The 11723-nt window shown below is 63.9% G+C and carries 12 protein-coding genes; 2 read left to right on the top strand and 10 right to left on the bottom strand.

What is annotated here, in order from left to right:
* Nucleotides 1-20 precede the first annotated feature (20 nt).
* Both C1704_RS01750 and C1704_RS01755 read left to right on the top strand, forming a co-directional pair.
* Nucleotides 21-497: a peroxiredoxin gene (locus C1704_RS01750; RefSeq protein ID WP_104300412.1), complete on the top strand. Its 477-nt coding sequence runs from the start codon at nucleotides 21-23 to the stop codon at nucleotides 495-497.
* Between the two features lie 168 nt (nucleotides 498-665).
* Nucleotides 666-2297, top strand: coding sequence for a PhoH family protein (locus C1704_RS01755; protein ID WP_104300414.1), 1632 nt, complete (start codon nucleotides 666-668; stop codon nucleotides 2295-2297).
* 23 nt (nucleotides 2298-2320) lie between these two features.
* Here the strand turns inward: C1704_RS01755 and dnaB are convergent, their stop codons facing one another.
* The 10 genes from dnaB to ppsA form a co-directional block, all read right to left on the bottom strand.
* Entirely contained in the window at nucleotides 2321-3751 is a 1431-nt protein-coding gene (dnaB, locus tag C1704_RS01760) for a replicative DNA helicase (protein WP_104300416.1), read from the bottom strand.
* A 157-nt stretch (nucleotides 3752-3908) separates the two neighbouring features.
* Complete coding sequence (gene rplI, locus C1704_RS01765) at nucleotides 3909-4361, bottom strand: 50S ribosomal protein L9 (protein WP_104300417.1); 453 nt, start codon at nucleotides 4359-4361, stop codon at nucleotides 3909-3911.
* A gap of 13 nt (nucleotides 4362-4374) precedes the next feature.
* A complete protein-coding gene (gene rpsR / locus C1704_RS01770; protein ID WP_104300419.1) occupies nucleotides 4375-4659 on the bottom strand; it encodes a 30S ribosomal protein S18 in 285 nt (94 codons plus the stop codon).
* Between the two features lie 42 nt (nucleotides 4660-4701).
* Nucleotides 4702-4983 carry a primosomal replication protein N gene (priB, locus tag C1704_RS01775; protein WP_104300421.1) on the bottom strand — a complete coding sequence of 94 codons (282 nt, stop codon included), beginning with the start codon at nucleotides 4981-4983 and terminating at the stop codon, nucleotides 4702-4704.
* A 34-nt stretch (nucleotides 4984-5017) separates the two neighbouring features.
* Nucleotides 5018-5383 (bottom strand): 30S ribosomal protein S6, encoded by a 366-nt coding sequence (rpsF, locus tag C1704_RS01780; RefSeq protein WP_104300423.1) that lies wholly within the window; start codon nucleotides 5381-5383, stop codon nucleotides 5018-5020.
* 202 nt (nucleotides 5384-5585) lie between these two features.
* Nucleotides 5586-7703, bottom strand: coding sequence for a sodium:solute symporter family protein (locus C1704_RS01785; protein ID WP_104300425.1), 2118 nt, complete (start codon nucleotides 7701-7703; stop codon nucleotides 5586-5588).
* A 2-nt stretch (nucleotides 7704-7705) separates the two neighbouring features.
* On the bottom strand, nucleotides 7706-7963 hold the full coding sequence (locus C1704_RS01790; RefSeq protein WP_104300427.1) for a DUF4212 domain-containing protein: 258 nt from the start codon (nucleotides 7961-7963) through the stop codon (nucleotides 7706-7708).
* A gap of 144 nt (nucleotides 7964-8107) precedes the next feature.
* Nucleotides 8108-8698, bottom strand: coding sequence for a tetratricopeptide repeat protein (locus tag C1704_RS01795; protein ID WP_104300940.1), 591 nt, complete (start codon nucleotides 8696-8698; stop codon nucleotides 8108-8110).
* The gene (locus tag C1704_RS01800) at nucleotides 8695-8991 is read right to left on the bottom strand and encodes a hypothetical protein (RefSeq protein WP_170064600.1); all 297 of its coding nucleotides are present in this window, start codon (nucleotides 8989-8991) and stop codon (nucleotides 8695-8697) included. Before C1704_RS01800 ends, C1704_RS01795 begins: the two co-directional genes overlap by 4 nt.
* Before the next feature lie 197 nt (nucleotides 8992-9188).
* Nucleotides 9189-11588 carry a phosphoenolpyruvate synthase gene (ppsA, locus tag C1704_RS01805; RefSeq protein WP_104300430.1) on the bottom strand — a complete coding sequence of 800 codons (2400 nt, stop codon included), beginning with the start codon at nucleotides 11586-11588 and terminating at the stop codon, nucleotides 9189-9191.
* Nucleotides 11589-11723: the final 135 nt, after the last annotated feature.

An 11723-nucleotide genomic window follows, 5' to 3' on the forward strand; every position in this document is an offset into this window, starting at 1 on the left:
CAACCCTCTTCAACACCTACATGACGCCAGCCCTCAATAAACCCCTGCCGGACTTTGAAGCGCTTGCCACCAACGGGGTGAAGTACACGCCCCAAGCCTATGCGGGCCAGATCGTCGTGCTGTATTTCTACCCCAAGGACAATACCCCGGGTTGCACCACCGAAGCCATGCAGTTCCGTGACAAGCACAAGGATTTCGTGAAATCCGGCGCGGTGGTGTTCGGCGTGTCGCGTGACAACATGGCCTCGCATGACAAGTTCAAGCAGAACCTGGAATTGCCTTTCGAACTGATCGCTGACACCGAGGAGAAGCTCTGCCACATGTTCGGCGTGGTCAAGAACAAGATCATGTACGGCAAGAAGGTCAAGGGCATCGAGCGCAGCACCTTCGTCATCGACGGCGACGGCGTGCTTCGTCACGAATGGCGCGGCATCAAGGTGGCCGGCCACGTGGACGAGGTGCTCAAGGTGGTCAAGTCGCTGAAGAAGGCCGCCTGAGACGCGCGGTGTGCGCGCCACGCCACCCGTTGCGCCGTCTTCTTGCCCATGCATAATGGGGCCATGCCGCCGCGCCGATCTCCGAGTCGTCCTCCCCGCGCCCCCGCGAAGCCGCCCAGCTTGCTGTGCGGCTTTTTCGTTTCTGCTGCCTGAAGACTGCCTCCAACGATGCCTCTGCCCAAGCCGCCCACGAAAAAAGCCACCCTGCTGACCCCGTCCGATATCGATGCGCAGAGTGCTCCGCGCAAGACCCCACGATCCCACAAGACCGAACCGGCCGCCGCAGCATTGCTCGAACTGCGTGACGACCCCGCTCCGCTCGCGCCCAGCCCCGTGAGTGCACCGGCGCAGCCGGTGGCCCGCAGCTCACGCATCCAGTCCCAGCCCAAACCGCGCCGGCCCCGAAGCGACGGCCCTCCCAAACTCTTCGTGCTCGATACCAACGTGCTGATGCACGACCCGATGTCGATCTACCGCTTCGAAGAACACGACATCTACCTGCCGATGATCACGCTGGAGGAACTCGACAGTCACAAGCGTGGCATGTCCGAAGTGGCTCGTAACGCCCGACAGGTCAGTCGTGAGCTTGACGCGCTGGTCGCTCAGACACCCGCCAACTTCCCAGAGGGTGTGGCCCTGGCCAAGACGGGGCATCGCGAAGCCGGCGGCCACCTCTTCTTCCAGACCCAGCTGGTGGATGTCCAGCTACCGGTCGGCCTCCCACAAGGCAAGGCCGACAACCAGATCCTCGGTGTGGTGCAGTCTCTGCGACAGAAACACCCAGAGCGCGACGTGGTGCTGGTGTCCAAAGACATCAACATGCGCATCAAGGCCCGAGCGCTGGGCCTGCCCGCCGAGGACTACTACAACGACAAGACGCTGGACGACGGCGACCTGCTCTACACCGGCGTCTTGCCGCTGCCGGCCGACTTCTGGGAGCGCCACGGCAAGACGATGGAGAGCTGGCAGCAAGGCGGTGCCACCTTCTACCGGATCAGCGGGCCGCTGATTCCGGCGCTGCTGGTCAACCAGTTCGTCTATCTCGAAGCCCCGGGCGTGTCACCGCTGTATGCCAAAGTCACCGAGATCACCGGCAAGACCGCCGTACTGCGCACCTGCAAGGAGTACACCCATCAGAAGAATGCGGTGTGGGGTGTCACGGCACGTAACCGCGAGCAGAACTTTGCCCTCAACCTGCTGATGGATCCGGAGTGCGATTTCGTCACACTCACCGGTACCGCCGGCACGGGCAAGACGCTGATGACACTGGCCGCCGCCCTCAGCCAGGTGCTCGACGAGCGTCGCTACACCGAGATCATCGTCACGCGCGTGACCGTGCCCGTGGGTGAGGACATTGGCTACCTGCCCGGCACCGAGGAAGAAAAGATGTCACCCTGGATGGGTGCACTGGACGACAACCTCGAAGTGCTGGCGCGCACCGATTCGGGCGCCGGGGACTGGGGCCGTGCCGCCACGAACGAACTGGTGCGCTCGAAGGTGAAGATCAAGAGCATGAACTTCATGCGCGGGCGCACCTTCCTGAACAAGTTCGTGATCATCGATGAGGCCCAGAACCTCACCCCCAAGCAGATGAAGACGCTGATCACCCGCGCCGGCCCCGGCACGAAGATCGTCTGCCTGGGCAACCTCGCGCAGATCGACACGCCCTATCTCACCGAGGGCAGTTCGGGACTCACCTATGCGGTGGACCGCTTCAAAGGCTGGCCGCACAGTGGCCACGTGACCCTGGCGCGCGGGGAACGCTCACGCCTGGCCGACTTCGCCAGTGAGGTTCTCTAGGCTGCTGGCTCGCCGACGACCGGTCAGTAGTCGTCCCCACCGAGCGCGCCGGGCGCCAGGTTCTCGAACTTGGTCAGCGGCTTCAGGAAGGTCAGCTTGACGGTCCCGACGGGACCGTTGCGCTGCTTGCCGATGATGATCTCCGCCACACCCGGCTCCTTGCAGGCGTCCTTGGTGTAGTACTCGTCGCGGTAGATGAACATGATGACGTCGGCATCCTGCTCGATCGCGCCCGACTCACGCAGGTCGCTCATCATAGGACGCTTGTCCGTGCGGGTTTCCACACTCCGGTTCAGCTGAGACAAGGCGATCACCGGGCAACGCAACTCCTTGGCCAGGGCCTTGAGGCCGCGCGAGATCTCGCCCAGCACCGTGGCGCGGTTCTCCTCGCTGCCACCGCCACTGCCGCTCATCAGCTGCAGATAGTCGATGATGATGAGGCCCAGCTGGCCACATTGTCGGGCCTGGCGACGCGCACGCGCACGCAGTTCGCCCGGGGTCAGGCCGGGAGTTTCGTCAATGAAGATGCTGGCGTTGCGCAGCTTTTCCACCGCCTCGGACAGTCGAGACCATTCGTCATCGCGCAGGTTGCCGGTGCGCAGGTGGCTCTGGTCGATACGGCCCAGCGAGCCCACCACCCGCAGAGCGAGCTGGGCCGCGCCCATTTCCATTGAAAACACCACGACCGGCAAGCCTTCCGTGACGGCCACGTGCTCGCCGATGTTCAGTGCAAAGGCGGTTTTGCCCATCGAGGGGCGGGCGGCCAGGACGATCAGGTCGCCCGGCTGCAAGCCCGAGGTCATCCGATCGAGGTCGTAGAAGCCGGTGCGCACACCGGTCACGTCTTCGGCACCGTTCTCAGCCAGTTCCTGGACGCGGTCGAGCAGTTGCACCACCAGAGAATCCATGGAATGGAAGCCCTGCTTGCCGCGGTTGCCCTCCTCACCGATCTGAAAGATGCGTCCTTCAGCCTCGTCAAGGATCTGCGATACCGGGCGGCCCTGAGGGTTGAAAGCCGCCGTGGCGATCTCGTCGCTGGCCGAAACCAGTTTACGCAGCACCGCCCGCTCTCGAACGATCTCGGCATAGCGTCGCAGGTTGGCCGCACTGGGCACGCTCTGGGCCAGCGCGTTCAAGTATGTGAGCCCGCCACATTCTTCGGCCTTGCCCAGACTTTGCAACTGTTCGAACACGGTGATCACGTCGGCCGGCTTGCTGGCATTGATCAGCTGCCCGATGGCCGCGTAGATCAGCCGGTGCTCGTAGCGATAGAAGTCACTGTCGGTGAGCAGGTCGCCGGCGCGATCCCAGGCGCCGTTGTCGATCAACAGGCCGCCGAGCACGCTTTGTTCCGCCTCGATGGAATGGGGCGGGATGCGCAGGCGCGCGACCTCGTCCTCCTGCGGGCGACGGGGGGTCTCGGGAAAGGCGGAGCCGGAAACGATGGCGGACATAAGCGTTAGAGATTAAGGCCAGCACCCGCCACAGACAAGGGCACAAGTCTGTGGATATCTGGAGGACAGCCTGTGTCTTTCAGGGGGCAAGCTGTGAAAGAAACGAAAAAGGCCGGTGCTCAGGCACCGGCCTTTTGTCGAGGAGAAATCCTCGGGATCAGGCAGCTTCGCCGACCACGGCAACGGTCACGTCCACCGTGACGTCCGTGTGCAGCCCCACGCTCACAGCGTGCTCGCCAACGGTCTTGAGCGGGCCGTTGGGCATGCGCACCTGCGACTTGTGGACCTCGAAGCCCATCTTGGTCAGACCTTCGGCCACATCAGCGTTGGTGACAGAACCGAACAGGCGTCCATCCACACCAGCCTTCTGGCTGATCTGGACCGTCTTGCCATTGATCTTCTCGCCCAGGGCCTGGGCGGCAGCCAGCTTGGCGGCAGCAGCCTTTTCCAGTTCGGCGCGCTTGGCTTCAAATTCCTTGACCGCCGCTTCGGTGGCACGGCGGGCCGCGCCGGTGGGGATCAGGAAATTGCGGGCATAGCCGTCCTTCACCTTCACCACATCGCCCAGGTTGCCCAGGTTGGCGACTTTTTCAAGCAGGATGATTTGCATGGCTCGACTCTCCTCAGACCTTGTGCTGGTCGGTGTAGGGCAGCAGGGCCAGGAAACGGGCGCGCTTGATGGCGGTCGTCAGCTGACGCTGATAGATGGCGCGGGTACCCGTCAGGCGGGCCGGCGTGATCTTCCCGTTTTCGCCAATGAAGTCGCGCAGGGTATCGACATCTTTGTAGTCGATCTCTTCCACACCAGCGACAGTGAAGCGGCAGAAGCGCTTGCGCTTGAACAGCAGCGATTGCTGGTTGCGCTTGCCTTTACGATCCTTCGAAAACTTACCACGAGGCGGGGGCATGTTGACCTCTCAAAATTGATCTATCCGAATACGAACAAAGCACTACGGCAGCTCGGTGACGTGCAGCACCACACCGCGGCCATTGCGCTGGGAGGCGAGGAACCCGCTGAATCGGTGGACACTGCCCAACTCGATGCGGTTCAACCGCTCTGCCAGGGCCCCGATCACCACCGCCTTCAGGTCCATACGGACCTTGCGGGGCATACCGGCCTCCGTGACCAGCGACTCGTGCGAAAGCAGCAGGTCGAGGGCAGGAAGTCCGGCCGGGGTGTAGCGCATGGCACCTCGCTCGGTCAGCTGAGCATCCAGAACCACCTGGTTCATGGAACGCCGCCGGCAGCGGGTGGCAGGCCGTCACTCAGGCAGCAGCAGCTTCCTGGTGCGACTTGCGAGCTTCTTCCTTCTCGACCGCCTTCATCATGATGGACGGAGCGGTCTCGGCCTTGCTCTTCTGCACCGTGAGGTGACGCAGCACGGCGTCGTTGAAGCGGAAGCCCGTCTCCAGCTCAGCCAGGGTTTCCTTGCTGCACTCGATGTTCAGGCACAGGTAGTGCGCCTTGGCGAGCTTCTGGATCATGTAGGCCAGCTGACGGCGGCCCCAGTCTTCGACACGGTGCACCTTGCCACCAGCAGCGGTGACCATGCCCTTGTAGCGCTCGAGCATGGCGTTGACCTGCTCGCTTTGATCCGGATGGATCAACAGGACGATTTCATAGTGACGCATTGACACTCCTTGTGGATTCCCATCGAAATGGGTGGGGTAGCCGTCCCGGGCGTCAAGACAGGCCTGCACTCGCAGTCCTGCCAACGGGTACGGCAAGGATGGAAAGCCCAAAATTGTAGCCTAAAAAGCAAGCAGGGCCCACCGACTGGTGAGCCCTGGGCGGGAACCGCCGTTTGGCGGCTCCTGGAACAAGCCTGCGGAATCAGGCCGACTTCAGGTTCGGATAGCGCACATGCTCGACGAGCTCCTGCACTTCTTTCTTCGGAGCCGGGGTGACCAGGCTCACCAGGATGATGACGGCAAAGCCCACCGGCACGCCGAACAGCCCGGCCGAGATGGGCTGGATGCCCCACCAGAGCTCCACGGGCGAGGTGACGCCGAAGACGCTCCGCAGCCAGGGCTGGGTGGTCACCATGTAGTAGAAGGTGATGCCCAGACCGGCAATCATGCCCAGAACCGCCCCCATGCTGGATGCGCGTTTCCAGAAGATCCCCAGCACCAGAGCCGGGAAGAACGCGGCCGCGGCGAAGGAGAAGGCTGCCGACACCAGGAACAGGATGTCCGCCGGCTTCTGGGCCGCCACCATGGCCGCCAGGATCGCGACGATCAGCAGCAGCATCTTGGAGATCATCACCCGGCGCGAGGTGGGCGCGTTGGGATCGATCATCTTGTAGTACAGGTCATGCGACAGCGCGTTGGCAATCGTCAGCAGCAGGCCGTCAGCGGTGGACAGCGCTGCGGCCAGACCACCGGCCGCGACCATGCCCGAGATCACATACGGCAGCCCCGCGATGGCCGGGGTGGCCAGCACGATGATGTCCCCGCCGATGCGCATCTCACCGAGCTGGAAGATCCCGTCACCGTTCACGTCCTGCACTGTCAGCAGTGAGGGGTCCACCCTGTTCCAGGCTGCGATCCATTCCGGCAATCGGTCGAAGGGCGTACCCACCAGCACGGTCATCACCTCGTACTTCACCAGCACGGCCAAAGCCGGAGCAGTGAAATACAGCAGGAAGATGAAGAACAGCGACCAGAACACCGATTCACGCGCCTCTTTCACCGAGGGCGTGGTGTAGTAGCGCATCAGGATGTGCGGGAGCGCCGCCGTGCCCACCATCAGACAGAACACCAGCGCCAGGAAGTTGCGCCGCGAGGTGTCGAAAGCCTTCTTCGCCGCTTCATCCCCGTTCGGGTCGCCCGCATAGATCTGGGCGTGGCTGGGCATGCCTGCCAGCGGCACAGCACGTGCCGCATTGGCCGCCTTGGCCGCCGCATAGGCCTTGCGGGCATCGGCCTCGGTCGCCGGCAGCGCCGCCAGGGCTTTCTCGGCAGCCTGGATCTCGGCCAGCGGGGCGTTCTGGGCTTTCAGGTCAGCCAGTTTCTGCTCGGCCGCGGCCTTGTCGGCTGCCATGGCCGCAGGCACGTCCTTGAGCTTCGCGTCGGCGGCCGCGGCACGCTGCTTGAAGATCTCGATGACCTCGAGCTCCTTCGGATCAGCACGCAGCTCCTTCTCCTTGGCCGTCACCTTCTCGAGCTGGGAGCCGTAGATGACCTGCGGGATGGGCACACCGGTCTGCTTCACCGACAGCCACACGACCGGAATCATGTAGGCGATGATCAGAATGATGTACTGGGCCACCTGGGTCCAGGTCACTGCCCGCATGCCACCCAGGAAGGAGCACACCAGGATGCCCCCCAGGCCCACGAAGATCCCGATCTCGAAGGCCAGGCCCGACAGGCGCGAGGTGATCAGACCGACACCATAGATCTGCGCCACCACATAGGTGAAGGAGCAGAGGATGGCGGCCAGGATGCCGATCAGCCGGGCCAGGTTCCCGCCGTAGCGGGCGCCGAGGAAGTCGGGAATCGTGAACTGGCCGAACTTGCGCAGGTAGGGCGCCAGGAACAGCGCCACCAGGCAGTAGCCACCCGTCCAGCCCATGATGAAAGCCAGGCCGCCGTAACCCGTGAGGTACAGCGTACCGGCCATCCCGATGAAGGACGCCGCGGACATCCAGTCGGCGCCAGTGGCCATGCCGTTGTAGATCGCGGGCACGCGCCGGCCGGCCACGTAGTACTCGGCCGCGTCCGTGGTGCGGCTCATGATGCCGATGCCGGCATACAGCGCCACGGTGGCGAGCAGGAAGATCAGGCCGATCCAGTTGGCCGGCAGGCCCATCTGCTCGAGCAGGGCCAGGACAATGATGAAGACGAAGAAGCCCCCGGTGTACCAGCCGTACACCTTGTTGAGCTGCTTCTTGAACGCGGCATTGGCAGCCGCACCGGTCGCACCGGAGTCAGTTCCGAACATGCCTGCCATGATCAGTCCTCCTCCGCAACACCGTGTTCCTGGTCCAGCCGGTTCATGTATTTGGCGTAGTACCAGATGATGGCCACGTAGACAATCAGGGCCCCTTGTGCCCCGACCCAGAAGCTGAATGGCCAACCGAAGAAATTGAAGTTCAGATCACGGGCAAAGTACCCGACGACAAACGTGACGAAGAACCAGATGGCCAACAAGATGCTGGTCATCCTCAGGTTCTTGCGCCAGTACTCCTCGTGCTTGCGCGTCAACTGCATGGCAGTGGTCTCCTCATTGCTCACCCCCCGGGGGCCCTCCCCCGAAGCGCAGAACGACAGCCCCCCACCCGTCTCCAAGGGCGGGCTTGCAGCACGGGCTGCCCCCTGAAGCGCACCCGGCCCTCCGGGTTCGCTTCGCCGACGTCACACGGCCAAGCCGGTTTCGCGCTCGAGCTGAGCGGCGACCTTGGGCTCGAAGCCCTTGAGGTGGCGGATGATCCGCCGCGCCTCTTCGGGCTCGTGACGATCCACATGCACCCGCGCGAGCTGATACCAGCCGTACGGGCTCATGGGCTGCAATTCGGTGTTGCGCTTGAGGGCCTCGATGGCCTCGTCGAAGCGATGGGCTCGGATGAGCACCAGGCCCAGGCCGTACCAGGCCCGGTCGAGCTTGGGGTCGAGCGCGACGGCACGGCGGAAGGCCACCTCGGCCTGCTCGTGCTCACCGCCCTCCTCCAGCATGTAGCCGTAGTTGAACCAGGAGGCCGCTGAGTGCTCGGGATGCGCTTCCAGCAGTTGTCGGTAGTCGGCCAGTGCCGCCTCGCGATGGCCGCGCTGCGCCTGCAGGTGTGCCCGGCTGGCCAGCGCGTAGGGATCGTTGGGGTATCGCGCGAGGAGGTCTGCGAATATCTCCATCGCAGCACCATGGCGCCCGAAGAGGATCATGGCCATCGCCCGCCAGCGTGACCACCGGTAGGCCCACCGCTTGGTGTGGGCCAGTGCAGGAGCCGTCATCGGCATAGGTGGACTCCGATCTCGATGCAGATGGCGATGCGCGTCAGCGTGGACGCCACATAGGCGGCCACCAGCAGAAGGAAGGTGGCCAGCGGGATATGCCGATCGATCACCACCCTGGGCGTGATCAGACGGGTCAGACGCACGAAAGGCTTCGTCAGGATGCCCAGGAGCTGGTAGAAGAGATTGCTGTCACGGCCCGCCCCCGCCAGCAGCCCCAGCAGCCACTGCCCGATCAATGACAGCAGGGCGATGGCCGACACGGTCTGAACGATGGTCACGAACAGCAGCATGGAGGGGTGGCAGGATGCACTGACCCTCATTCTTGGCGGGTGGCTTACGCATTTCTGACAATGGCGTCAGCCTGAGCGTAAGCCCGATGAGGGCTTACCCTGGCGCCGTCCGGCGAAACCGCAGCAAAAAGCGGCCCCCTCGGGGCCGCCTGGGCCGGCACCGACGCTTTGCGGCGGCGCAGCAAGATGGCGCTGTGTCAGCTTCGAGCCGCCAGCAGCTTCCAGGTGTCGATCACCGTGTCGGGGTTCAGCGAAATCGAGACGATCCCCTCCTGTGCCAGCCACTGGGCGAAGTCCGGGTGGTCGCTGGGGCCCTGGCCGCAGATCCCGATGTACTTCCCGTGCGCCCGGCACGCTGCGATGGCGCGCGAGATGAGCGCCTTCACGGCCGGATCGCGTTCGTCGAAGTCATGCGCCAGCAGTTCCAGTCCCGAATCGCGGTCCAGGCCCAGCGTGAGCTGTGTCAGATCGTTGGAGCCGATGGACATGCCGTCGAAGTGCTCCAGGAACTGCTCCGCGAGGATGGCGTTGCTGGGAATCTCGCACATCATGATCAGGCGCAGCCCGTCCTGGCCGCGCTTGAGCCCACGTTCGGCCAGCATCGCATTGACCTTCTCGGCCTGAGCCAGGGTGCGTACGAAGGGCACCATGATCTCGACATTGGTCAGGCCCATGTCATTGCGCACGCGCTTGAGGGCCTCGCACTCCATGGCAAAGGCTTCTCCGAAGGCTTCGCTCACGTAGCGCGAGGCTCCACGGAAGCCGAGCATCGGGTTTTCTTCCTCGGGCTCGTAGCGCGAGCCGCCGATGAGCTTGCGGTACTCGTTGGACTTGAAATCGGACAAGCGCACGATCACCGGCTTGGGCCAGAAGGCCGCGGCGATGGTGGCGATGCCCTCGGCCAGCTTGTCCACGTAAAACGCCCGCGGGCTGGCGTGGCCCCGCGCGACCGACTCCACCGCCTTCTTCAGGTCAGGATCGACATTCGGATAGTCGAGGATGGCCTTGGGGTGCACGCCGATGTTGTTGTTGATGATGAACTCCAGCCGCGCCAGGCCCACGCCGGCATTGGGCATCTGGGCGAAGTCGAAGGCAAGCTGGGGGTTGCCCACGTTCATCATGATCTTCACCGGTGAGTACGGCATCTCCCCACGTTCGATCTCGGTGACCTCGGTTTCCAGCAGGCCGTCGTAGATGTAGCCGGTGTCGCCCTCCGAGCAGGCCACGGTCACCAGCGCGCCGTCCTTGAGCACCTCGGTGGCATCGCCACAGCCCACCACCGCCGGGATGCCCAGCTCGCGCGCGATGATGGCGGCATGGCAGGTACGGCCGCCACGGTTGGTGACGATGGCGCTGGCGCGCTTCATCACCGGCTCCCAGTTCGGATCGGTCATGTCGGTGACGAGCACGTCGCCCGCCTGCACCTTGTCCATCTCGGCGATGGAGTGAACGATGCGCACCGGGCCGGTGCCGATCTTCTGACCGATCGCCCGACCTTCGGCCAGCACCGTGCTGTGGCCCTTGAGCTTGTAACGGTGCTCGACCTTGCCCTCACCCTGACTCTTCACAGTCTCGGGACGGGCCTGCAGGATGTAGAGCTGGCCATCCTGGCCGTCCTTGCCCCATTCGATGTCCATCGGGCGACCGTAATGCTGCTCGATGACGAGGGCATAGCGAGCCAGTTCGGTGACTTCGGCGTCCGAGAGCGAGTAGCGATTGCGAAGCTCGGGCACGGTGTCCACCGTCTTCACGAGCTTGCCGGTGGCCTGCTTCTCCGCTGGCGTGGAGAACTCCATCTTGATCAGCTTCGAGCCCAGCGTGCGGCGGATGATGGGGAACTTGCCGTTTTTCAGCGCCGGCTTGTGCACATAGAACTCGTCTGGGTTGACGGCCCCCTGGACCACGGTTTCGCCCAGGCCGTAGCTGGAGGTGATGAAGACCACGTCGGGGAAGCCCGATTCGGTGTCGATGGTGAACATCACACCGGCGGCACCGATGTCGGAACGCACCATGCGCTGCACACCGGCCGACAAGGCCACATCGCTGTGGGCGAATCCCTTGTGCACACGGTAGCTGATGGCCCGGTCGTTGTAGAGGGAGGCAAAGACCTCCTTCATTTTGTGCAGCACCTCGTCGATGCCGACCACGTTGAGGAAGGTTTCCTGCTGGCCGGCGAAGGACGCGTCGGGCAGGTCTTCGGCCGTGGCCGACGAGCGCACGGCGAACGAGGCGCCGGGGTGGCCCGCGGTCAGCTTCTCGAACTCGGCGCGGATGGCTGCTTCCAGGGCCGGCGGGAAGGGTGTGTTTTCCACCCACGAGCGGATCTCGGCACCGGCCTGGGCCAGGGCACGCACATCGTCGGTGTCCAGTGATGCCAGGCGCGCATTGATGCGATCGGCCAGACCGTCGTGCTTCAGAAACTCGCGGAAGGCATGTGCCGTGGTGGCAAAGCCGCCGGGCACCCGCACACCGGAGGCCGACAACTGACTGATCATTTCGCCGAGGGAGGCGTTCTTGCCGCCAACCGACTCGACGTCGGTCATCCTCAGCTGTTCAAACGGAACGACCAGGGCGGTCGCCAGGTGGGTTGCAGACATGGGAAAGCTCCGTGATGTTGAGAAACCGGTGCTCCCCGGCCGGCGCGCCTGGACAGGGCAAAAGCTGCCACACCCGACCACTTTGTGGATTCTGGTTCGTGCGATGGGTGGACATGAAGGCGCGGGCGAGAGATA

Source organism: Caldimonas caldifontis, from assembly GCF_002930615.1.
Lineage (GTDB): Bacteria > Pseudomonadota > Gammaproteobacteria > Burkholderiales > Burkholderiaceae_C > Caldimonas > Caldimonas caldifontis.